The 23,441-nt window shown below is 33.1% G+C and carries 17 protein-coding genes and 5 pseudogenes; 14 read left to right on the top strand and 8 right to left on the bottom strand.

Features of this window, described 5'->3' with window-relative positions:
- The 3 genes from ACU8YW_RS28560 (at position 1) to ACU8YW_RS28550 (ending at position 6,144) form a co-directional block, all read left to right on the top strand.
- A complete protein-coding gene (locus ACU8YW_RS28560; protein WP_088123113.1) occupies positions 1-642 on the top strand; it encodes a response regulator in 642 nt (213 codons plus the stop codon).
- A 402-nt stretch (positions 643-1,044) separates the two neighbouring features.
- Positions 1,045-5,286, top strand: a complete 4,242-nt coding sequence (locus tag ACU8YW_RS28555; protein WP_446894125.1) for a S8 family serine peptidase — start codon at positions 1,045-1,047, stop codon at positions 5,284-5,286.
- 258 nt (positions 5,287-5,544) lie between these two features.
- The gene (locus ACU8YW_RS28550) at positions 5,545-6,144 is read left to right on the top strand and encodes a TasA family protein (RefSeq protein ID WP_088609821.1); all 600 of its coding nucleotides are present in this window, start codon (positions 5,545-5,547) and stop codon (positions 6,142-6,144) included.
- A 217-nt stretch (positions 6,145-6,361) separates the two neighbouring features.
- Here ACU8YW_RS28550 and ACU8YW_RS28545 read toward each other — a convergent pair whose 3' ends face one another.
- The 4 genes from ACU8YW_RS28545 to ACU8YW_RS28530 all read right to left on the bottom strand — a co-directional run bounded on the left by ACU8YW_RS28545 (position 6,362) and on the right by ACU8YW_RS28530 (position 9,580).
- Positions 6,362-7,150: an MBL fold metallo-hydrolase gene (locus ACU8YW_RS28545; protein WP_426936038.1), complete on the bottom strand. Its 789-nt coding sequence runs from the start codon at positions 7,148-7,150 to the stop codon at positions 6,362-6,364.
- Between the two features lie 716 nt (positions 7,151-7,866).
- Positions 7,867-8,166 carry a contact-dependent growth inhibition system immunity protein gene (locus tag ACU8YW_RS28540; protein WP_426936037.1) on the bottom strand — a complete coding sequence of 100 codons (300 nt, stop codon included), beginning with the start codon at positions 8,164-8,166 and terminating at the stop codon, positions 7,867-7,869.
- A 100-nt stretch (positions 8,167-8,266) separates the two neighbouring features.
- Complete coding sequence (locus ACU8YW_RS28535) at positions 8,267-8,755, bottom strand: hypothetical protein (protein ID WP_426936036.1); 489 nt, start codon at positions 8,753-8,755, stop codon at positions 8,267-8,269.
- Positions 8,756-9,133: 378 nt separating this feature from the next.
- Entirely contained in the window at positions 9,134-9,580 is a 447-nt protein-coding gene (locus ACU8YW_RS28530; protein WP_426936035.1) for a hypothetical protein, read from the bottom strand.
- A 336-nt stretch (positions 9,581-9,916) separates the two neighbouring features.
- On the opposite strand from ACU8YW_RS28530, the pseudogene ACU8YW_RS28525 reads away from it, so the two are divergent.
- A pseudogene (locus ACU8YW_RS28525) lies at positions 9,917-10,030 on the top strand (DUF4083 domain-containing protein); the annotation flags it as partial.
- A gap of 302 nt (positions 10,031-10,332) precedes the next feature.
- Here the strand turns inward: ACU8YW_RS28525 and ACU8YW_RS28520 are convergent.
- The 3 genes and pseudogenes from ACU8YW_RS28520 to ACU8YW_RS28510 all read right to left on the bottom strand — a co-directional run bounded on the left by ACU8YW_RS28520 (position 10,333) and on the right by ACU8YW_RS28510 (position 13,538).
- Positions 10,333-11,769 (bottom strand): annotated as a pseudogene (locus tag ACU8YW_RS28520) (IS4 family transposase).
- A 248-nt stretch (positions 11,770-12,017) separates the two neighbouring features.
- The gene (locus ACU8YW_RS28515) at positions 12,018-13,106 is read right to left on the bottom strand and encodes a saccharopine dehydrogenase family protein (RefSeq protein ID WP_001036800.1); all 1,089 of its coding nucleotides are present in this window, start codon (positions 13,104-13,106) and stop codon (positions 12,018-12,020) included.
- Positions 13,107-13,226: 120 nt separating this feature from the next.
- On the bottom strand, positions 13,227-13,538 hold the full coding sequence (locus ACU8YW_RS28510; RefSeq protein ID WP_000995770.1) for an ArsR/SmtB family transcription factor: 312 nt from the start codon (positions 13,536-13,538) through the stop codon (positions 13,227-13,229).
- 247 nt (positions 13,539-13,785) lie between these two features.
- Here ACU8YW_RS28510 and ACU8YW_RS28505 point away from each other — a divergent pair.
- The 3 genes and pseudogenes from ACU8YW_RS28505 to ACU8YW_RS28495 form a co-directional block, all read left to right on the top strand.
- A pseudogene (locus ACU8YW_RS28505) lies at positions 13,786-13,934 on the top strand (IS4 family transposase); the annotation flags it as partial.
- A 305-nt stretch (positions 13,935-14,239) separates the two neighbouring features.
- Positions 14,240-14,440, top strand: a complete 201-nt coding sequence (locus tag ACU8YW_RS28500) for a hypothetical protein (RefSeq protein WP_000569753.1) — start codon at positions 14,240-14,242, stop codon at positions 14,438-14,440.
- A 425-nt stretch (positions 14,441-14,865) separates the two neighbouring features.
- Positions 14,866-16,047 carry a DUF7018 domain-containing (lipo)protein gene (locus ACU8YW_RS28495; RefSeq protein ID WP_426936034.1) on the top strand — a complete coding sequence of 394 codons (1,182 nt, stop codon included), beginning with the start codon at positions 14,866-14,868 and terminating at the stop codon, positions 16,045-16,047.
- Between the two features lie 965 nt (positions 16,048-17,012).
- Here ACU8YW_RS28495 and ACU8YW_RS28490 read toward each other — a convergent pair.
- Positions 17,013-17,597 carry an HD domain-containing protein gene (locus ACU8YW_RS28490; protein ID WP_426936033.1) on the bottom strand — a complete coding sequence of 195 codons (585 nt, stop codon included), beginning with the start codon at positions 17,595-17,597 and terminating at the stop codon, positions 17,013-17,015.
- Positions 17,598-17,814: 217 nt separating this feature from the next.
- Between ACU8YW_RS28490 and ACU8YW_RS28485 the strand changes: the two genes are divergently transcribed.
- The 7 genes and pseudogenes from ACU8YW_RS28485 to ACU8YW_RS28455 all read left to right on the top strand — a co-directional run bounded on the left by ACU8YW_RS28485 (position 17,815) and on the right by ACU8YW_RS28455 (position 23,388).
- On the top strand, positions 17,815-18,240 hold the full coding sequence (locus tag ACU8YW_RS28485; protein ID WP_088062884.1) for a DMT family transporter: 426 nt from the start codon (positions 17,815-17,817) through the stop codon (positions 18,238-18,240).
- Positions 18,241-18,498: 258 nt separating this feature from the next.
- On the top strand, positions 18,499-18,924 hold the full coding sequence (locus tag ACU8YW_RS28480) for a DMT family transporter (protein WP_426936032.1): 426 nt from the start codon (positions 18,499-18,501) through the stop codon (positions 18,922-18,924).
- Between the two features lie 20 nt (positions 18,925-18,944).
- Entirely contained in the window at positions 18,945-19,643 is a 699-nt protein-coding gene (locus ACU8YW_RS28475) for a Crp/Fnr family transcriptional regulator (RefSeq protein ID WP_098133278.1), read from the top strand.
- Positions 19,644-19,663: 20 nt separating this feature from the next.
- On the top strand, positions 19,664-20,131 hold the full coding sequence (locus tag ACU8YW_RS28470) for a DMT family transporter (protein ID WP_426936031.1): 468 nt from the start codon (positions 19,664-19,666) through the stop codon (positions 20,129-20,131).
- A 642-nt stretch (positions 20,132-20,773) separates the two neighbouring features.
- Positions 20,774-22,162 (top strand): MFS transporter, encoded by a 1,389-nt coding sequence (locus tag ACU8YW_RS28465; RefSeq protein WP_446894124.1) that lies wholly within the window; start codon positions 20,774-20,776, stop codon positions 22,160-22,162.
- 80 nt (positions 22,163-22,242) lie between these two features.
- A pseudogene (locus tag ACU8YW_RS28460) lies at positions 22,243-22,376 on the top strand (Crp/Fnr family transcriptional regulator); the annotation flags it as partial.
- Between the two features lie 314 nt (positions 22,377-22,690).
- Positions 22,691-23,388 (top strand): annotated as a pseudogene (locus ACU8YW_RS28455) (DUF874 domain-containing protein).
- Positions 23,389-23,441: the final 53 nt, after the last annotated feature.

Here is a 23,441-nt window from a genome sequence, read left to right as displayed (position 1 = left end):
ATGATTAAAATATTAGTAGTAGATGATCATGCTTTTTTACGGGATGCAATTCGGAGCATACTAGAGGATGAATCTGATATGAAAGTGGTTGGAGAAGCTAGCTCTGGGGATGAAGTATTGGGAAAAGTAGAAGAATGCGGACCAGATTGTATTTTGATGGATATTAACCTTCCAGGGAAAAATGGGATTGAAGCTACCGAGTTAGTGAAAAAAAAATATCCAAATTGCCGAGTACTTGTGTTTACAATGTATGAGCATGATGAGTATTTAATGGATGCACTCCAGGCCGGTGCTGATGGTTATTTATTGAAGGATTCCTCATCAGAGCAGGTAGTAGCAGCAATTCGAATGTTATATCGAGGCGATTCCGTTATTCATCCGCGTATGACTAAAAAATTAATTACATATCATCAGCAAAAAATGAAAGTAGAATCAAATGAAAATGAACTGACGGAACGTGAAAAGGAAATTCTCTTTGAACTAGTAAAAGGACTTAGTAATAAAGAGATTGCTGAAGTTTTATATATTAGTGATAAAACAGTTAAAATTCACATCAATAAAATTTTTAAAAAGCTAAATGTGAAAAGTCGATCGCAAGCAGTGATTTATGCAGTCCGAAATCAATTGGTTCCGCTAGATTAAATAAGAAATCTTTCAAAGAACTATCGTGTTGCTTTATTCTGTATCACAAAGAATAAAGGCAAGATAGTTCTTTTGTACTATGTAGGCATAGAATCCTTAGAGAAAAGATACTCCTTTTGTTTAATTTTCAGAATAATCTAAATGTGGAATAATAAAAATAGAATTACATTTTAACCTTGTTAATAATTCATTTTGTAAAAATATTTTGTTGAAAATAAATGATGGGGGGCTCTTATAGAAAGAGTAAAGTGAGTGATTAGCTATATGAGGTATGGGGATGGTAGTAGTGTTGGAAATCTTTCATGATACAAAAGATTAAGATTAATAGAGTTTCCAATGCTAAATGGGAATTTAAGAATCAATTTGTTTCAAAAAATAATATTAAAAATGGGGAGATGCAATATGAAACGAGGGAAATTTGGAAAGATTCTTATTGGAACGTTAACAGCTGGAATGTTATTGTCTCAAGGGATTCCATATAACGTATTAGCGGAAGAGGTAAATACATCTACTTTAACTGGAGTTGATGATGCAAATGCTATCTTGAAAGGTCTTACAAAGGAACAACGTAATGCCTTAAAAACGTTAGATGCAAAACCAGGTTTTGTTATTTCGCCAGGTATCAATACAGCGAGTCCTAATAATGTGAATGTGATTATAGAATTTAAGCAAGCACCTAGCAAAATTGAGGTATTAAAACAAGCGGCTAAAGGGAAAAAGGTAGCTCTTTCAAATGCGGAACAAAAGGTAGAGGCATCACATAAAGGGTTTAAAGCAGAGCTTGAACAGCTGCAAAAGAATAAAGAGAAAGGGACAAATGTAAAATCTGCAAAAATAACAAGAGAGTATAAGAATGCTTTTAATGGTGTAGCGATTTCTTTACCAGCGAATATGATTGAGGACTTAGTTCGTACCGGTATCGTTAAGCGCGTATGGGAAGATCATGAGGTTAAAATTGATTTGCCGAAAGAAACAGCTAAGACTGCTGTTGAACCGAAAATGGCAGATAGTGTACCGCAAATTGGTGTGGACAAGCTGCATGATGAAAAAATAACAGGTAAAGGAATTAAGGTAGGTGTACTGGACACAGGTATTGATTACAACCACCCGGATTTGAAAGATGCATATAAAGGGTATCGTGCAAAACAAGGTGAGGATTCAAGCAAAATAGATCCGAACTCCATAAAAGGATGGGACTTTGTTAATAATGATGCTGATCCAATGGAGACAACGTATAAGGATTGGCAAAATTCTGGGGGATATCCTGAGATTTATGAGGGAAGTGCATATTATACATCCCATGGTACGCATGTAGCTGGGACAATTGCTGCAGACAAAAAAAATAATGTAGATTATGCGGTTAAGGGCATTGCCCCAGATGTAGATTTATATTCATATCGCGTATTAGGTCCATATGGAAGTGGACAAACAAGTGGTATTCTTGCTGCGATTGATAAAGCAGTGAAAGACGATATGGATGTTATTAATTTATCACTAGGAGCGTCTATTAATGATCCTTTATATCCTACTTCTGTCGCAGTGAACAATGCGATGTTAGCTGGTGTTGTTACAGTAGTAGCAGCTGGTAATAGTGGTCCGGAAGAAGGTACCATTGGATCTCCTAGTGCAGCAGCACTTCCCATTACAGTTGGAGCCAGTGACGCTGCAATGACTATTCCAACGTTTTCCGCCGATGCAGGTGATGTACATGTAGATAAGATGATGCTACTTGGAAAAAGTTTTACTGATAAGATTGAAGATTTGAAAGGACAATCCTTATCGGTTGTATATGCAGGGCTTGGGAAATCAGGTGATTTTACAGGGAAAGATGTAAAAGGGAAGTTAGCTCTTATCCAACGCGGTGAGATTACATTTGATGAAAAAATTAAAAATGCTAAGGAAGCAGGCGCAAAGGCAGTAATTGTATATAACAATGTAGATGGGGAAATTACAAGTTATCTTGGAGAAAGTACTTCATCTATTCCATCGTTCCGCTTAACAAAAGGAGATGGTGAGAAATTAAAAGCAAAAGCTGTACAAGGAGATGTGTCGTTAGCGTTTGGGGAACTTAGTAATATAAAAACAGAGGGAGATCACTTAGCTGATTTCAGCTCCCGTGGTCCTGCAACTAAAACAGATGATATTAAGCCAGATATTGTAGCACCAGGTGTGTCTATCTTCTCAACCGTTCCGGAATATATTAATGATCCAAAGGATGGAGAAAATTATCCGGTAGCGTATGGACGTATGTCAGGTACATCTATGGCAACTCCTCATACTGCGGGGGTAGCGGCACTCATTTTACAAGAACATCCAAATTATAGTCCATTTGAAGTAAAAGAAGCACTTATGAATACCGCAGTTGACTTAAAAGAAGAGCGTTCTGTATTTGAGGTGGGATCAGGAAGAATTGATGCATATCGTGCAGTTCATGCAGATACATCTATCGAGGTTATCGATAAAACATCAAACGTTGTAGATGATGAAGAAGTAGAAATTGAAGAAAAAACAGGTTCTATTGCATTTGGGTATAAAAATCAAATTGAAACTGGGCCTATTAAAGATAGCCGAAAAGTGTTAATTAAGAACAGCAGTAAAACAGATGGGAAAGAATTTAAATTAGAAGTAGAGTTTTCACCTACAAGTGTAGGTGTGCAAGATGCAGCGAAGAATGGTGTGAAGCTAAACGTACCAGATTCTATTAAAGTAGCTCCTGGTACATCAGGGGAAATTAGTCCTGAAATTATAATTCCGGAAAACGCTGAATTTGGCAGATATGAGGGCTATATTCATATTTCAAATAAAAACAATGAAAAAGAAGTATATCAAGTACCATTTGCAGTTAAATTCACAGAAAAAGGGATTGCGTCTGTGGATTTACTAAGAGATGCAATGGCAACAGATGCTTCTAAATTCCATCCATTTATGGAAAGACCAAGTTCGCCGTTGACATTTAAATTAAATAGTCCCCTTGAAACCATTGATGCAGTTGTGAAGGACCGAAAGACAGGGAAGGCACTAGGAGTCGTTGGTACACTTAATGCAAGTAGTCTAACACCAAATGTTGAGTATATGATGTTTTCTGGTATGGGAGGGTATGTACTTCCATTCACAGGAGATCCAGCTCATCCAATTGGAGATAAACCTGTTATGTTGTCTGATGGAGATTACGAATTGAACTTCGTTGGATATGATAAAGAAGGAAAATCGTATACAAAAGGCGATAGCATAATCATTGATAATGTAATACCTGAAATGAAATTTAAGGATGTAGAACCTGGTATACACGAAGTCAATGATTCCATGTTTAAAGAAGAAGACGGTCAACGTGCATTATGGGTGCATGGTAATATTTATGATTCTACAGTAGATGCATTAAAGGAAAAAGGCCTGCAGTATGATCAAAAAGCGAATCAAATCGTATATTATCAAAACTCAGCCTTCCCATCAGGTTGGTTGAATACAATTCAAGCAAATGGTGATTTTAAATTTGGAGTACTTCCAGAGGAAATAAATGAGCCATTAAATTTAAAATTATTTGGATATGACCTTGCCACTGCAGGGAATATGGCAACTGGATATAAAGATTATGTCTTTGTAAAAGAAGGGACAGAATACGCTGTTCCAAGTTATGACAAAGATAAAATAAAATTAGGTGAAAAAATTAGGTTAACTTTGAATCTCAATAATGTAAAACAGCTTATGTCAGGTACATTTGAAATTCCTTATTACAAGCAGCTCTTTAAATTTACAGATGTGAAACCAAATCCAGCACTTACGGAATATGTAAAACAACATGGACTGAACCTTAAATTAGAAGATCCGAAGGTAAGTGAAGAAGGAGCTTGGGAAAACAAGGTGAAAGTTGGCGCGTCATTGGAAGGAAAAGAATTTAAAGGATTAGATGGAGATACACCATTTTTAGATGTTACATTCGAGATGACGAGCGATGAATACTTTAATGAGTTAACTGCATTTGGAGTAGATAAGTTCTCTTATACAAAAGTTGGTGCAACAGAAGGCAATGAGATTCCTGTGTTTAAAGATAAATCTTTTGCTATTGTTTCGAAACATTCAACGGTTACAGGTTATATTGGTCCGGAAGCTTTCTTGAATGAAGAGGGGTATTTAGGTAAGAAAGACTATACAAAACTAGGAGCAAAAGTGTATGCAGTTGGCAAGGACGGAAAGAAATATACAGGAACGATTAATGATAACGGGCAATTTGAAATTCATAGTGTCCCAGTGAGCGATAAAGAATATGATATTTTCGTAGAAATGCCAGGTCATTTAAATAGTAAATTAACAACAAAAATAGGGAAAATGCAGGATGGAGAATTAGTGGGACAAAACTTTAGAGCTGACATGGATGATAACCTTGCAGGTGATGTAAACGGCGATAAAATGGTGGATATTCAAGATGCTAGAATAGCAGCTCTGTCATATGGAAAAGGAAAAGTATCTGTAAAAGATGGAGATATAAATCAAGATGGTGTTGTAGATGAAACAGATATTCGTTTTATTGAGAAAAACTTCTTGAAAAAGGGTCCAGATGCCAAAGAAAATCAGAAACCGAAAGAAAATGTAGGGCCAGTGACGTTAGATAAAATCTTACGATCTATCGGCTTAGAACCCAAAAAATAAGTGGACAAACTTATAGAGTAAATAAAGTAATCGGACAATGAATAGTAAATGAAATGAGATTGGCTAACAAATGACCGGTAATGATTCACGGTAATATTACCGGTCATTTTAAAAGTTATAGTCGTTTGGGTACATGAAGTAATTTGTTTAAACTAAGTTCGCTTTCGTTATGGGACAAGGTAATTGCTTAATGATTATTGTTTGTGGGATGGAAATAAGGTTTGTAGTTTGAACTTTAAAAATAGGGGGACTTGTGAAATGGGTATGAAGAAAAAACTTGGTATGGGTGTCATAACTGCAGCGCTAGGCTTATCTTTAATTGGCGGGGGAACATACGCGTATTTCAGTGATAAGGAAGTATCACAAAACACGTTTGCAGCGGGTACTTTAGATTTGAGTGTAAATCCTGAAGTTGTTATTAATGTCGACAATCTGAAACCAGGTGATGAAATGGAGCGCGGTTTTCAATTAGTTAACAAAGGAACCTTAGCAATAGGAGATGTGAAACTCCTGACAGATTACAGTGTAATCGATGCGAAAGGGGATAATGGAAATGCTGATTTTGGTGATCATATCCGTGTGGATTTCTTGTGGAATTTGGATAAAAATGAAGTTCCAGTATGGTCTACTACATTATCTGAATTAAAGGTAGCTACCCAAAATGGAAGTATTCCTGACCTTGTAAAGAAAGGTATTGTAGATCGAGAAGGAAATGGACTTGCTCCTGGTGATGATGATACATTTTATGTAATGTTCACATTTGTAAATAGCGGTGAAGACCAAAATGTATTTCAGGGAGATGCATTGAAATTAAATTGGACTTTTAATTCCATGCAAGCAAGCGGTGAAGAAAAGTAAGTGTAATAATTTGTATACTCTATGTTCAAAACTGTAACAAGAAGCATAAGATGGCTGTTTTGATCAACTTGGCCAACTTATGCTTCTAATATGTATACAACAAAAATAATAACTAGACCCTCGTAAGAGGTACTAGTTGACGTGAAATTCAAAAGAGAAAGTTAAAAGTTTTTAGTTTCTTGCTCAATTAAAGCCCCAATTAGTTTAATAAACATAATTAAAATTGCAAACTAAATCCTTTGAATTTATGAATTCCAGTTCCGAATCTTACTTGATCTTTTTCTTTAAGTTCCTCAACTGCATTTCTCACTTCTTTTAAAAGGCTTGCATCAAGACCTATTGTATTATGTCCTCCATAAATCTTCGTAACATTGGGGATTTTGGATATTTTCTTTAACGATTGCGTTAAATCCACAGGGTTGGTCGTAGGGAAAAAAGCATACACTGGAGTCCCATCATAAAGCAAATCACCTGTAAATAAATAACCTTTACTATTATCTAAAATTGAAATATGTCCCGGAGAATGTCCTGGAGTATGGTAGATAGTCAATTTTCTATTGCCTATCTCTATTTCATCACCGTCATTTAACAAACCTGTAGGATTACCCTGAAAGGGTTTATAGGTGTCTGGATTAAACGTTTTTGGTGTAGGAATTGTAATATCACGACTTACATCTTTTCTGATTTGTTCGATAGAAAGTTTCTTAATACCATTGACTAGCCAGTCTTCTTCATCCTTATGTACATAAATATTCTTAAATTCACCATGACTTCCAATATGATCCCAATGGACGTGTGTTGTTAAAATAATAATCGGTAAATTTGTAAGCTGGTCTGTAATCCTTTTTATGTTATCAATCCCAAGACCCGTATCAATTAATGCAGCTCTCTCCTCACCGATTAATAAATAAGAGTGAACTTGTTCCCAATGTCCATACTCACTAATAGCGAAAGTTGTATTATCTATTTGATTTACTGTAAACCATGAGTCTTTAATTTTAACCATTTATTAAATTCTCCTTTCTAAAATCTCATACCAACAATTTTCTCTATTAACTTACTTGAAACCTTCTACTGTCATTCTTGAACTAAAATGCCATTTGGTTGAATAAGGAACAGTGTATATCCTATACATGTTCGGTTAACGTAACGTCTCATTATCAGAAGTTCTCCTTATCAACAATCCCCGACTAATTAATATTCGTGAAACATCCTATTCACTTACGTATGCAGTTTCTTATTCATTCCATTATATCAGTGGTTAAAAGCAATCATTATCTTTATTTCCTTTACTCCATATGTATAAAATTTCGCATAAAATAATGGCCGGCTTATAGGTTAATAATTAACACAAGACCAACTTATGGGTAAAGCTCCTCATAAATATATGGGTTAGAAAACTGATGCCGATTTCCCTTTTAAAATACATCTTAAGATATATTTTACGATGTATTTTGTTGTATGTTGGAGAGTATAGGAATATTAAATAATTGTCCTGCCTTTGAGATACCTTGAGGGGATTTTTCTCGTAATGTGGAAGAAAAATAGTTTTGGGAGGTGCTGAATTATATACTATATTCATTGGCAAGGGAGAGAAAAGAAGTAAAAAATCATGAATGAAAAGGAGGGGGATATATTATGTTACGACAAATGAACCTTTTGTATATGTGAAGTAGAAAAAGTAAAAAATAACCTGTAAAGGGCGGTTGAAAATCGGTCTTACTATTTATTTTTTAATGCTCTTTTTAAGAGTTCAATTATTTGTTCTAGCCATTCTATAGGAGTAAGGTTTAAAGCAGGAAAATAAATTTCGGTATTATATATGATGAATTCTTCTTTTTCATGAACGGATAAACCACTTTGTAGGAATGCTGTAATGTCTTCAATAGTATTCTCTAAACATATAGTAGTAACTTCAGTGATAAATTCGTTTATGGCAAATTGGAGTGATTCAATATCTTGATGGAAAGTTCCTGCTAAAAAACAACCTAATTCTTCATATTGTGTGTATTTATCTTTCATGTAAACTCACCTCTATCTTTCTGGAAATCCTGTACTCATAAAACTACCATTTTATGAGAATCTATCTCTAAAGGAACTATTTCCATCCATTTAATATTTTTCAAGTTTCCCAAAAACTAAAGTATTTACTAAAGTCTTTATAAGGAGATAAAAAGCTTTTTAAGTCTTGACTAATATCTTCTAGATTCCCATATATATTATCTGCGGCTAAATTAATTTCCTCATTAAAATTATATAGCTGTTCATCTACATAACTAAATCCCTCACAGCAATTATTATGTATCAAATTAGATATAAATGGTTTTATCTTCAATACATTTTCTTCATTTAGAATAAATTTATCCCATAACAGTCCCAGTATAATTTTTACGGGTAAATTTTTATCATACGTTCCTTTTACGTTTTTTAATTTAGGTACGATGTCAACCAACTTATCATTACTAGATAGAGAAATTTCTATAATTTCAATAGAAGGGTTATCTAATGTTTCAATTGTATGATCAGCCCAATTAATTACTTCAGTTTTTGAAAATAAACCAATTTGTAACCCTATACTCAGAACCTCAGCTATTATTTTTATATTAGCCATATATATAACTCCTTAGATTTTTTTGGTAATTATACATCACAGTAACCTAAATTTCAAAAAGGGTGTTGCTAGTATGCAGTAACTACAGGGATTTTTAAACCTAGGATACCTCCACATTGTTATCAAGCCAAAAAACAATATCTCCCCTAAAACGAAAAAAAAGATGAACAAAATAATAAAAAAGGTTTATTTCTATTTCTTTTTTAGTTTCTATTCTTTAGTAAAAAAACTTAGTAGATGAAAAGGGTAGATTGTACAATTAATTGGGAGATAAGTATAAGTAACTTTGAACAATATTAAGTTCACCATTTTTATGGTACCCCTTCTTCTATAATGGTAAGTTCAAATTATGTTTCTATTAAATAAAAATGTTATAAATTATTCTACATGAACCGATATACTTTTAGATAATACTTGCATTGAGAAAGGGACTCTAGCTTCAAAAGCTATAGTGTTTGTTGAATTTGTTGTGTTTGAGAAGATGTAAGAATCCTTAATACGTAATCTAAATGTTTTTTCAGATCCGAATGGACCAGTATAAGAACTGACTTCGTCTAAAGAACTTCCTGCATATCTAACACCATTAACAGTTAAAGCCTCAGAATATGAATCCGGTGTACCTACTTCACTAACTTTCACATAAAGGTAATCGCCTTTAAGAACAGGAATAGTTAAGTAAGAACTTGCACTATACATTTTGTTATTATCGCCTACAGCACTAATGCTAACACTTCGTAGTGGAGAAGAATCCGCCTTTGAAATAGTTGGTAAAAATGCTAGTGTAAGTGCAAAACACATAGCTAACATGCTCATAAATTTTTTCATATTAACAACCCCTTAGGTGTTTATTTAATATCCTGTATTTTACAGGTTAAAAATATAAATTTAAATATCGTTATATAAAGGATAATTATGTAATTATGCAAATATAATATAAAGTACACCAAAACTTGGATACATAAATCTCTTGCGGTTACATTCGGGATACGAAAATAACTAAAAGAAAAAGGAGGTTTCTTTCTGAGCGTAGGGGGGACTCTTTGCTCTTGGTACCGATAATGAGATGTTATACTAACCTGACATGTATAGAGTATACAACCAAAATCAAACAACAAATCACTTCTTATAAATGGTAAAATAGGGAAAAGGAGGTCCTGTATAATGCCTTTAGAAAACTCTATTTATTACATTGGAGTTGCTATTATATTAATGATCATCGGTGCACTGCTTGGGGGGATTATACGTATAATTCGATATTCTAGCAATCGCAAAAAGTAAAATTCAGTTGAGTAAAATTTATATAAGGTTATTCGATTATTAGAAAAAAATAAAGATTAACCCTACTCAAAATATAAGTAGCTTGCAATAGATCCCAATAACGAAAATTATGTAAATGAGCTGTCCATATGGACGGCTCATTTTTTTCTTAGCGAAATGCTGGCAGTACCCCATGCCTATCAACTTAAGGATAGAAACTCCACGGTTTTTCATTATTTGAAATGAATAAATTTTTAAACAGTATAATCCTCTTAAAAATAAGCATACGAAATAAACCCTAACGGGTTTCATTTTTTCACTTATGCAACTTTCTTTTGTTTTCTATATCCACTATACTCATAGATAACACCCATAATATCAAAGAGAGTTTTCTTCTCATATCGATGAGATTTCCGGCCATTTTTCTTTAGTAGGGTAAACAGACGGATAAAAACCTTTGCTATTATATGGGTGTTTCTCTGTATCGCTTGATATAACAGGGAGAGATGATCTTGAATCATCCCAATTGCTTTATATTCACTTAGTTCTCTTTTGTGATTTTGCAACAAAAGTTGGCGCATCTTAAACATCGTAGAAGAACAGATAAAAATGGCAATGAGCTTTCCATACACATGGCATTCTAATCTTTCTTGTTTGATAGTTTGCCAGTGATGGATTTGAAATAGCGATTTCCACGTTTTAAATATGATTTCGATCTGCCAACGAAGGGAGTAAAAATCATGAATTTGTTCCATCGGAACCATCTCCCAAGGCGTATTCGTAATATATATGTTGATACCCGTTAATCGTTTACTCTTTTCTGAAAACGTAATCCCCTTTTTACTTTTGGTATAGCTTTGTTTTTTTCTACGCTCTAGTATTTGTTCCTCTGTTAATCGGGTAGATAATTACTCTTGTAAATAGTTTTTGGCTCTTGCCAATATAGGCCTCTTTTATTTCATACGTTTGCCCTGATTTTAACGTGTACATAATGTTCTCTAAATCAACTTGGATATACTGTGATTGTTTTTTTATTGTCCCATTACGAAAGTATTCCGGAAGCGGATTTTTCGTATAGACGGTATGGTTTAACTTAAGCCTTGATATATAACACACGCCACGTTGATCCATTTGATCTAAGTCTTCCAATGAAAAATAACCTAAATCATGAATACACAGATCACCTGGTTGTAAGGTATCTAAGCAATCTGTACCAAATGTTTTATCATTGTTTTTCCAGGTCCTATCTGGAAGTTTAAAAATTGTCCGCTGTGTAAATCATATTCTAATTGAATCTTGATACCCGCTGTTTGTGCACAACCTCCTGACCCAGGGTATACATGAGCTAAATGTTTCGGTACCTGGAAAATCGTTGCATCTAAAATGCGAATGCGTTGAAAACACGTGAGTGCCGCACTTGAAATGGCCGATGTTTTACAAAGTTTACTTTTCCATAATGCAGAAAAAATATATTTCAAAAATTCAACCGCTTTTTTATCAAAGCGTTTATTGAGTCCTTCTGGACTCATAAGAGTGCCCGTGGCTGCGTGTAATTGACTGCATAGTCGAACGAGAGAATCACTCGCTGTACGTTGACTTACCCAGATACATATGGTAGCTAATTCATTTCCTGAAAACTTTCGTTTTCTTTTTACAAAACCTAATTCTTTTGCGAGTTCTTCCAAAAGAGAAGGGGTTAAATGACGATACAATTCTTCAGAAAATAGTTGTAATTCATCTTGAATCGAAAGATTCAAAAAAAATGTCACCCTTTCTAGCTAGTTTTTTAGAAAGAATAACGTTTTTTGACACTTGGGGGTAGTAAAACTCTTAAGTTGATGGGCATGTATGGTAACCCACATCCATCAACTTAAGAATTTTATAACACCGCAAAACGAGAGAATGTACATTTTCACATGAAGATGTACATTCTCTCGTTTTGGAGATATTTGTATTTCTTATCTGGATAGCCATATGTGTACTACCAAGTATAGAACGGTACTTTTTATATATTTTCTTTCGTAATAGTGACCCCATATTCTCTATAAAAATCTATAATTACAGATGCATTCACACCCAAATCTAATAGATTTTCCGGAAAGTAAATTTCAGAATCCCGAACCACAATATCAGATGTTTGTAAAATTTTCTCTGCTTGGACAGCCGCTCCTAAAGCCGTAAGATGTGTCTGTCCTAACGGATCGGATATGTTCACACATCGTCTATGCAATACACCAGTAGCATCATAACCTTTAAGGTGAATAACTATGTTATGTGCACTTCCACTTCCGGGTTTATAAAGAATATTTTTTCGTAAGTCATTAAATTTTTCTCCACTAATCAGTTTCCAAATTCCTGTATTCACCAGAGAAACCAGTCCATATGTAGATATTTTACTATCAAAAGCAATCCGAAAGTTAGCCGAAACAGCATGAATTGATTCCGGCAGGGTTACGTGATCAGGAGTATCCAAACGATAACATTTGGTTATATAACCGTTGGGAAAGCGGACTTTGATTGGGTCAGTCATTGGATAAGCCTGTCGCATTCCCTCTGGAGCTTTGACTTCAAATGGAATCGTTAACCGGTCCATATATGCTGTTGAATTTGGTCCTGCTTTGTCTTGAAGAGAATATAGTGCGTTGATATCAACCGTAACCTCTTGAAGATCTTTTGAATACATTTTAGCAAAAAGGGCTGCTGTCCCTCCCATCCACCCTGAAGCTAATACAACAGGGGATTGGACCTCAACATTTTTTAATCGATCAATAGAACTCTTAAAACGTTCAGTCCAACGAGTAATGTCAACCAATGGAATTTTTTTTTGAACTGCAGATAGAAGTAGTCTATCTTGCGGGTCATTAACCGCATTAACAACTAATGTGAAATTATCATCCAAATTTCTTAAAGGATCATCTATTGTGTTGTCTACAGTGACTATTTTTACTCTATCTGATTCAAAAGGTAACGCTTTCCCTAAAGTTCTTCCTCCTAATCTAATTTCCAAATCAGGATGTCGATCATGTAAAATTTGAGCAATTTGACTACCAACAACACCATACCCACCAACAATTAATACTGTTTTCTTATTCATCTGAAACCTCCATTTTAATTAGTGTGAGATCATAAGTTTAAATAATTAAAAACTTAAACCTATTAACATAATGTCGCTAAAAAAAGGGACAAAAGGTGTCCCTAAACTATAAATGAGTACCTAATTCTTACATTCATCTTCAACTAAAGAAACAAGTTCTTTTAAAAGATTTATTGTTTCATTAAATTCAAGACAATAATACATTTCAGTGCCTTTTTTCTGAACTCGAAGTAACCCTGATTGTTTCAATATTTTCAAATGATGAGATACAGTAGGTCTTGACATGGGAATATGCTCCGCAATTTGCGTCACATTCAAGCTATCTTTATCAATTAAAAGCGATACAATTTGCTGACGAGTTGGATCTCCCAACCCTTGGAAACATGGTCTTAAATTTTCTAAAATATGCATTACTTTATCATTACAGTTCATTTCGCTAACATTACCTTCCGTTTAAGAATTTAATCATTTAAACGTATTATAAATTACATTGCTATCTAATGCAATAAAGAAGTAGCACCAACTTTAATTATAAATATTGAAAGTTTCATAAACAGCCATTATCAATTTTCCAGATTTGTAAGAATGTCAGTTCTTTTTTCTGTAACAATTGTCAAATTCATTCCAGCTATAACCAGGACAAACCCACGAAATTTACGAAGCTTATATCGGATTGTATCAAGAGCTTTCAACTCAAGTAATCCTGCTTCGCCTGTTTATCCTCCTACAGAAAAACGGCGAAAGTTCCACTGTTATGAAAAAAAGAAAGTCTTTAATATTTTAGATGTTGTCTATAATTGTACTCTGTGTCACAAGAAAACAGCATAGCAATAAATAAAATGATCTAAATTCTCATAAATGACTGTTGTAGTGATATAAAATTTTTGTTTTAGGGATACTTCAAAATATTCCTTAAGTTGATGGATGTGGGGTCCCGCCAACATAACGCGAATTTCGTACGTTAAGGAATTATTAGATGTCTTTTTTGATATGAACCATCATAATACGATATCGATTAATAAAATATGTTATATAAATAATTTATTATACTTCCGTGTACCCTAGCTGATATAATGTATAAGGAAATTATTGGTTAATTAAAGGTACATATATATTAGGGAGGTACATAAGTAATGATAGAAATAATCGCGGCATTAGTTTCACTAGTCGTACATTTTATTAGTTATCTCTTTTCAACAGGAGAAGACAAGAAAAAGGCAAAAGCAGATTTAAAAGAAGTTGTTAATGGTACTCATGGGAAAATATTGGTAGGATTTTTCGGAGGTGCGGCAGTTACAGGAATATTTGTAGTCATTTGGCTTTTATCAGAGTAAACCTTTCAGATATTTTAGCTTATATAACGTATAGTGCAGTTATTTGTTAATTAAGAAGAAAAGCATTAGAGAAAACAAGATATTAAATAATATATAAGGATCTCGTCATTTCTGTTGGATGGTGAGTTTTTTAATGTAAAAAAGCCTACTGTATTTCTATAAAAGTAGGTATCTGAGTTGATAGTTTTCGCAAATCACTTTGACTCATTAATTATTATCATTATAAAATAATATAAGGATATATTTTACTAGCAGTTATATGTTTAGGTATATCCTTTTTGTAATTATAAGGAAGAAATTCAAATTAAGACTGAAACAATAAGTTAGGAAAACTAAACTGACGCAGCAGACAATGCAAAAACTCATGAAAATCTGTCTATTGTTGAAGAAAAGAATTACTAAAAGAAAAAGGGGATAAGTTTAAAATGAATATTAATAAATCATTTAAGGGTATCGCAATAGCAGGATTAAGTGTTAGTTTCATGCTAGTAGGTTGCACATTAAATACATATGGACTTACACAGTCAGAGTATAGAAAAGTAGATAAGTATTATGATGCAGATAAAATGGTATCTGACCTAAAGAAATTGCACTATAGTGATGAACAGATTGAAAATCAACTAAGAAACGCATTGTCTAGAATTAAGTATGAAAAGGGAAGTAAGGAAGACGAATCAAGTAGTAAAGAAAGTAAATCAAATGTATCAGACACAGAAGGTGAAAACAAGGTAAAGGTATCAGAAGAAGATTATCCTTATCGTTTGACTGAACTACACTTAGAATTCCAGTATCATTTAAAGAAATTAGAAAAGAAAACTGATGAATTATTTACAGAAGAGGGTGTCTACATAGGTGAGATAGATTCCTTAATTAGTCACATTAGTTTGGACATAAACCGTTTTGAAAAAATCAAACCACCTAAAAAGTATCAAGACTACCAATTTTTAATACAAGAAGGGGTAGAAGAGATTAGAAAACACCTAATAAAAGTAGAAGATGCAGTTAGACAGTATGATGCCCGTAAGTATGATGGTGAATATGATAAGAATAAAGCAAAAGAAAGCATACAAAACGGTATGTTGGGGATAGATGATGGTGTTTCTAAATGGGAGACAGTATTTAATGGGATAAACGAGAAATACCCTGATGTAGAGCAAAAGGTAAAGGAAGAGAACCAGAAACATGCGAAAGAGGGTCATCGTGAGGAAGATTTAAACGACAAAGTTAGTGGTTTAGAAGTTGATAAATACAAAGCAGCCATCGTAGAAAATACAAATAAGATGGATGAAGTTATGAGACTGATACAAGATATAGGGCATTCAGATATAAAGGATTATGAGTCAAAGAAAAGTGAAATCCAATTGAGTTTGGATATGGCAAAAATACACGTAAGAGACATCAAATACCTTGAGGCACCTAAAGGGTTAGAAGTTGAACAAAAAAAGATAAAGCAAGCAATGGATAATTACTGGAATGCTCTGCAATTACTCTCAGAGGCATTAGAAGAACAAAATGATAATAAGTTGGAACAGGCAGAAAACAAAGCAGAACAGGCAATGAAACTATTTAAAAAAGCAACTGAGAGTATTAAAAGTAAAACCAATTAATCATGAAAAGGGGTATATGGCGGTAGCCCTATTGCAAATTTACAAATAAAAAAGATAAGATCGGAGAGTAGGATCTTATCTTTTTACAAAGAGAAATATATTGCAAGATATCTTATTATTCAATTTCTTGTTTCCTCTAATGCTTTTCTTCTTGGTTAAACATCTATTGCGTCATAAGCAAATATGTACACTTGATTAGCCAATAGCTGCCTTATACGTTATATAAGCTAAATAGCTTGAAATCTTTTTTCAAATTTGTACTGAGAAGCTAGAAAAACTAAAAAAGTGTTCTTTTTGCTTTTTTAGTTTTTTACATGTTATTTTGCAGAAATGAATTTAAATAAAATTCCAGTTATATCTAAAGTTATAGGCTCACACAAGATTACATGTATTTAGGGGGAGCACCACATCGCCATCAAGCTAAGAAAGGAAAATGCCCCCAAAACGAAAAAATTTCGTTCTGGAGGTACTATAAAATTTTAACTTGAGAGTGATGGGGCATCTTGGTTAATCATTACTTATGATAGCTAACGAATTTGTCCTAAGACAGCCGAGATACGTATGAAAATAGGTCGCAGAAAATCATCTTCACTCTTGTATCTCCCTTTGTATAAATTCGCTATCTCCACTTTTAGTTTAGGGGAAATAAACAATAAAAGAGCCAAGGTTGGTTTCAATTTAAGATATACGAATAGCTACTTTGCGGTCTACAGCAAGAACCTTGTGATTAAGCCAATAATAAAGAATTCAAATTAGTTTTAAACAAAACCTTGCCTCTCGTATTCCATTCTATATTCAATGGTATCTTCAATTTTTGGGGAGTATGAACTTTTTCATGATTCAAAGTCCCAAATCAAGTTCTGAAGTGACTCCTCTTACAATAACAATATTCCCTTAATCAATAATTCTGTAACTAGATTTAAGAAACTTTGCAACACAACCTCACGGGTTATAAATTGATTTAATTATGTTAAATCTCGTTGTTTTATTTTATTTTTAGTTTCATTTTCTATATAATTTCGAAGTATTTTGATAATCGGATTATGTAATGAAAATTCTTTACCATATGTAACATTAAAATCATGGTTAAAATCTAAGGGAGTATAACCCTGGTTATGCTGAATAATTGTCTCCATTTTATCTAATGCTTTTACTAACTTTGCTTCTTCAGTTTCCCCTTTATTGTATTCCTCCCACAGTTCAAATATTTTGTTACGTGTTTTTTCCGAAAGGGAAGTAGTTAATTTTGAAATAGATTGACTTTCTTGTTGGAGTTTTTCTTGTTTGTTTATGTTTAGTATAGCGGGTGTATCTCCCTCGTACGCCTCACCCAGATCATGTATCAGGCACATGCGAATGACTTTATTAAAATCCATATTTAAGAAATGATTTTCTAGTACCAAAGAGAAAATAGCTAGTCGCCATGAATGTTCTGCAACACTCTCTTGTCTTTTATCTTTTGTCCAAGCAGTTCGAAGCGTATTTTTTAGATGCTCCAGTTCTTTGACAAAAGAAATAATATTTTGTAAATCACTATTCTGATTGTTCATTTTAACAGCCCTCTCTAATTTATATTCATATAGTCTATTTATACATAAGTTAAATCTTATGTCTTAGATAAAGGTAATTACTTCATTGTAGTTTTTATTTTTGTACAATATTGTTATTTAACCATTAGTTAAAAGTTTACAAAAGGACAATTGTCCTTTTGCGTAACATCATTTTAGTTTTTAATTACTCTGTGGACAGAACAATGGAGGTGATTCTTTGAAAGGTATACTCTTTGCAATTATGGGTGGTGCATTAATTATACTTCAAGGTACATTTAATGCCCGACTCAGTTCAGATATTGGAATTTTGTCAAGAAGTATTATTACACATTTAATCGGTTTTCTAATTGCAATATCCTTATTTTTTATAAAGAAAGAAGGTTCGTTAAATGATTTAAAAAACGTGAAAAAGGTATATTTATCTTCAGGTACATTTGGAGTAATTATTATTTTTGCTGAGACTCTTGCTATTTATTCAATGGGGATTACATTAACAGCCGGTACCCTCATGATTGCCCAACTTTTAACAGCTACTTTTATTGAAATTAATGGCTTGTTTGGGATACAGAAAATTAAAATAATGAGTCATCATGTAATTGGGACTATCATTATGATTTTAGGTATTGTTGTGTTTAATATGTAAGCTTGAAAGGATTGGTGAAAATGATAGATGATAGCAGATCAGAATTAATTACTCATTATTTGAAAATCCATAATATCTTTGATTCATTAGTTAAATCTCATGTCTTAGATAAAGGTAATTACTTCATTGAAGTTTTTATTTTTTAGAATATTGTTATTTAAGTATTAGTTAAAAGTTTACAAAAGGACAATTGTCCTTTCGCGTAAAATCATTTTAGTTTTTAATTACACTGTGGACAGAACAATGGAGGTGATTTTTTTGAAAGGTATACTCTTTGCAATTATGGGCGGTGCATTAATTACACTTCAAGGTACTTTTAATGCCCGACTCAGTTCAGATATTGGAATTTGGTCAACAAGTATTATTACACATTTAATTGGTTTTCTAATTGCAATATCTTTATTTTTTATAAAGAAAGAAAGTTCGTTAAATGATTTAAAAAACGTAAAAAAAATATATTTATCCTCAGGTACATTTGGAGTAATTATTATTTTTGCTGAGACTTTTGCTATTTATTCTATGGGGATTACATTAACAGTCGGAACCCTCATGATTGCCCAGCTTTTAACGGCTACTTTTATTGAAATTAATGGCTTGTTTGGGATAAAAAAAATTAAAATAATGAGTCATCATGTAATTGGGACTATCATTATGATTTTAGGTATTGTTGTGTTTAATATTTAGGCTTGAAAGGGTTGGTGAAAATGATAGATGATAGCAGATCAGAATTAATTATTCATTATTTAAAAATCCACAATATCTTTGAGACTTTAAAAAAAATAAATATAAGGTACTTTCAGTTGAATCATGTCAAAAAAGGGGAACTTATTTGTAATAAAGACGAAAAAATGGATCGTTTATTTTTTGTGGTTAAGGGGAAAGTGAAAGTTTATACCATTACACCGGACGGTAAGAAGCTTATCTTGCGATTCATTAATCCTTTAGCAATTGTCGGTGATATTGAACTCATTCAAAATAGTACATCTCATAATGTAGTTGAAGCATGTTCTGATGTGGAAACGATCTCTGTACCATTTGAAGTGATAAAAAATGAATTAAAACATGACATTGCACTTATGAATTTTTTATTTCAAAACATGGCGAATACCTTAAAAATAGCAACTGATTTCACGGCACTCAATTTACTTTATCCTGTAGAAGTACGTGTAGCAAGTTATTTGTTGTCTATATCAACGGATAGTACTGGAAACATATATAGAGAAGATATAGATTCTACATCGGTATCAAGCATAGCAGATTTTATAGGAGTAAGTTATAGGCATGTTATTCGGATTTTACAAAAGTTTTACAAGGAACAACTGATTGAAAAGAAAAAAGGAACTATTTTAATTAAAGATGTTTCTAAAATGAAAGAAATTGCTAAAAATAATATTTATGAATAAGAAAAAAGGAGGGGAAATATATGGGGTTAATTTTTGCTATCTTAGCAGGAGCATTAATCAGTTTGCAATCAGTCTTTAATGTCAAAATTAACGAGAGAGTAGGGCATTGGCTAACGACCTCCTGTGTTCTTGGTTTTGGATTGATTAGTTCCTTAATAGCTTATTTTATTACGGAAAAAACTTTGTTCATAAACTATCACACGACAAATTATATATATTATTTAAGCGGTTTATATGGTATAGGCTTGGTTATTTTTATTATGAGTGCTATTAAATTGTTAGGACCGTCTTATACAGTATTAATCAGTCTTATAACTCAGTTAGTACTTGCGTTGTGTATAGATACATTTGGATTGTTTGGAATAGAGAAAGTGCCTTTTCAAATAAACAAACTAATTGGTATAGGCATGTTGGTACTAGGAGTCGTTATCTTTAAGAATCTTCTACCTTACAAAAAAAGAATTGAAAAAGATAAGCAAGGAGCTTAGTAAACTGGAATGATAATCAATTTAAATATTCGTAGTTTAGATTTGAGGTATTGTCGAAAAAGCACCTCTTCAAATGGACAAATTAGTCGGTATAAGCCTACTTGTAATTGATGTATTGATTTTTAAAGATTTTTTTCTTATAAGAAAAAGAAAGTTTACTCAGATAAAATAGGGCTTCATAAAGCATGGATTGAACAGATTAATTAGGGAAAATCCGATTTTCCTAGTATAAAGAAAATCGGATTCTTCTTTGTAGAATATAGCTTAGCGTACGAAATTCGCGTTTTGTGGCTGGCTCCATAAACATCATAGGCAGGCAAGATATCCCTTTCATCGTCTAGATTCATACAAACTTTTATACAACCATCCGATGTTGTATATTTTGAAGGATTATCATCAGTTTTTATGAAAGCGTAATCAAAAGTTGGGATTTTTAAATGTTTATGAAAATGTTTCTTCTTAAAACATCATGGGAAGGAAATAGGGGGATAACTGTAAACAAAGGAATCCCGGTATGAAACTAATGGTATAAAAATTACTGACCCCAACCTTTTACGAAAGGATCAATTAGTAGTTAAAAGCGTGACAATTATAACTCAGGAAGAAAATTTTCCTGTACAACAAAAGGAGAGAAATATAGTTATGTCTACAATAAGTGGGGATGTAAGCATGAAAAAAACTCAGGAATTTAGTGCTAGGAAAGCAGTACCTGTTATCTTACTGTTATTTCTACTATGTTTGGTAATTGACAATTCATTTAAGATTATTTCTGTTGATATGGCAAAGGATTTTCACATTTCAGCAAAAACAGTTAGCTGGCAAGCAACATTAGCTGGCCTTGTGATTGGAATTGGGGCAGTTGTTTATGCAGCTTTAGCGGATTCTATTAGTATGAGAAAACTTTTTAGTGTTGGTATTATCTTTATCTGTGTCGGTTCAATCATGGGATATGTTTTCCAACATTCATTTTTACTAGTTGTTATCTCTAGGATAATCCAAACAGCGGGTCTAGCATCAGCTGAAACATTATATGTTATCTTTGTAACAAAACATTTACCTGCAGATGAACAAAAGAAATTTTTAGGATTCAGTACGAGTAGTTTTGCTCTTTCACAGCTTATCGGTGCATTAACTGGAGGCTATGTTTCTACGTACTTCCATTGGACAACTCTATTTTTACTTTCTTTAGTAACACTTTTCACTTTTCCTTTTATTTTGAAATATCTTCCTAAGGAAGAAACGAAAAACAGTAATGTAGATGTAGTGGGATTATTTTTAGTGGCAACGATTTCAGCATCCCTACTACTATATATTACTGATTTCAATTGGATGTACCTTCTTTTGTTTATTGCTGTAGTCATAATGTTCCTTACTTATATTAGTAAGAACTCAAAAGCGTTTATCGGAATATCTTTCTTTAAAAATAAACAGTTTGTCTCACTGCTTGGCGTTGCTTTTGTAATTTACTCTGTACAGCTAGCATATATCTTCATATTCCCTTTCTTACTTGAAAAGATTTATGATTTGAAGCTAGATACTATTTCACTATTATTGATGCCAGGTTATATAGCAGCAGCTACTGTCGGCGCTCTTTCTGGAAAAATTGCAAAAGTTTTAGGAAGCAAGCAATGTATTACAATTGCTATGTCTAGTATTGTAATCAGCTTACTATTAGGCGGATTCTTTATAAAAACTTCTGTTATGGTATTTGTGATATCCATGGTTCTATTCTCTAGTTCATTTGCATTCATGTACGCACCATTACTTGATTCTTGCATTTGTACAATTGAGAAAGATAAAACAGGAACAGCAATCGGTTTTTATAACTTAACTCTTAATGTCGCTATGTCAATCGGAATAGCCTATACAGCAGTTATGATGAATCATTCCTCACTGCGAAAAAGCATTCTAGACATTACAAGCAATGCGGATATTTCCATGTATAGTAATATCCTATTCATTCTCGCACTCATTACTCTTTTCAGTTTATCTCTGTACTGGGTATTAGTAGAACGAAAAAGGACAAAGTAGATTACGTTTTCTAATTAGACAAGTTAACTAATAGCTAACTTGTCTAATTAGAATTTCAATGTAAGAGTACTGTGAAACAAAAAGGAGAAGTGAACGTTTATACAATCACACCAGAAGGTAAGAAACTGATCTTACGTTTTATAACCCTTTAGCGATTGTCGAAGATTTCGAATTGATACAAAATAACAAAGCACATAATGTCGTTGAAGCATGCTGTAAATATCGATTTTATTATAAGAAAAACCCTACGTATTTGAAACAAGGATTGATCAAAATACATAGGGTTTCTTTTCGATTAGGGGGGTACCGTCATATCACTATCCATTTAAAAGAATGACCCACGTTTTATGCAAAAATTAATTTGTTTTGATTGAAATTAGATTATAAATTTAATATTTAAATATAAAGAATTTAAATATTAAAATGTTATCATTTGAATGATTCAGAGCTGGGGTACAAAGTTAATATTTGTAGCTGAGGTCGTTTATACATAGGAAAGAATAAAATTATGAAAAGGCGGTATTTATTATAAAAGCAATTAAATTAGCAGGTTTAACACTTGCAGCAGGTTTATTATTGGCTGCGTGTGGTACTGAAGAAGCGAAAATAGAGCAAGATGCGAAGAAAGAGGAACAAAAAGAAAAAGTTAAAGCATTTCAGGAAGAAAAGCAGCAAGAACATAGGGAAGTACCTGTGCAACAATCGACGGATAAATCAAAACAGCATGAAAATGTAGTTAAGGAAACAGTTAAAGAAGAACCAAAAGCAGAGTCAACGCCAGTTGAACAAGCGAAAGCCAGTGGATTAAATGAAGCGCAAGCACAAGAAAAAGCGGACGAATCGAAGACAGCACAAGGCCAGGGAGCGCGTAATAAAGATGTCAAGTTAAGTCAATTAGGAATCCAAACAGCAAGGATGGTATAAAGGTTGCTGTACAGGCGCAAGACGTCCATATTGAAGCAAAAGACAGCCTAACTCGAATTGTTGTTATCGTCCCAGTGGGAACAACGAAAGAACGAGCGCAACAAGTAGGAGACACAGCAGCGCGTCAGGTGGCAAGTTTCGGGACAATGGGATTATATGTAGATTTGAAAACACCATCAAAAGACTATTTAGGGGAATATTGGGGAAATTTTTCTGGTGATATCGGTATCTTTGACAGCAACGAAAAACAATTAGCACGCGGAACTATTTCCAAGTTAAATCCAACAAAAATTAAATGGTAAGAAAAACGTGGTCCCTGCACAATGTGTGGGGATTTTTCCATAAAGAAAAGACA

The organism is Bacillus pretiosus, assembly GCF_052947655.1.
The sequence above is the reverse complement of the archived record's forward strand: the minus strand, read 5'-3'. Positions and strand labels throughout refer to the sequence as shown.

Coding starts and splice junctions, on each gene's coding strand:
- ACU8YW_RS28555 (WP_446894125.1), top strand. CDS start 1,045: ATGAAACGAGGGAAATTTGGAAAGATTCTTATTGGAACGTTAACAGCT.
- ACU8YW_RS28560 (WP_088123113.1), top strand. CDS start 1: ATGATTAAAATATTAGTAGTAGATGATCATGCTTTTTTACGGGATGCA.
- ACU8YW_RS28515 (WP_001036800.1), bottom strand. CDS start 13,106: ATGAATAAGAAAACAGTATTAATTGTTGGTGGGTATGGTGTTGTTGGT.
- ACU8YW_RS28540 (WP_426936037.1), bottom strand. CDS start 8,166: ATGAAAGATAAATACACACAATATGAAGAATTAGGTTGTTTTTTAGCA.
- ACU8YW_RS28475 (WP_098133278.1), top strand. CDS start 18,945: ATGATAGATGATAGCAGATCAGAATTAATTATTCATTATTTAAAAATC.
- ACU8YW_RS28500 (WP_000569753.1), top strand. CDS start 14,240: ATGATAGAAATAATCGCGGCATTAGTTTCACTAGTCGTACATTTTATT.
- ACU8YW_RS28550 (WP_088609821.1), top strand. CDS start 5,545: ATGGGTATGAAGAAAAAACTTGGTATGGGTGTCATAACTGCAGCGCTA.
- ACU8YW_RS28530 (WP_426936035.1), bottom strand. CDS start 9,580: ATGAAAAAATTTATGAGCATGTTAGCTATGTGTTTTGCACTTACACTA.
- ACU8YW_RS28490 (WP_426936033.1), bottom strand. CDS start 17,597: ATGAACAATCAGAATAGTGATTTACAAAATATTATTTCTTTTGTCAAA.
- ACU8YW_RS28495 (WP_426936034.1), top strand. CDS start 14,866: ATGAATATTAATAAATCATTTAAGGGTATCGCAATAGCAGGATTAAGT.
- ACU8YW_RS28510 (WP_000995770.1), bottom strand. CDS start 13,538: ATGAACTGTAATGATAAAGTAATGCATATTTTAGAAAATTTAAGACCA.
- ACU8YW_RS28535 (WP_426936036.1), bottom strand. CDS start 8,755: ATGGCTAATATAAAAATAATAGCTGAGGTTCTGAGTATAGGGTTACAA.
- ACU8YW_RS28470 (WP_426936031.1), top strand. CDS start 19,664: ATGGGGTTAATTTTTGCTATCTTAGCAGGAGCATTAATCAGTTTGCAA.
- ACU8YW_RS28465 (WP_446894124.1), top strand. CDS start 20,774: ATGTCTACAATAAGTGGGGATGTAAGCATGAAAAAAACTCAGGAATTT.
- ACU8YW_RS28545 (WP_426936038.1), bottom strand. CDS start 7,150: ATGGTTAAAATTAAAGACTCATGGTTTACAGTAAATCAAATAGATAAT.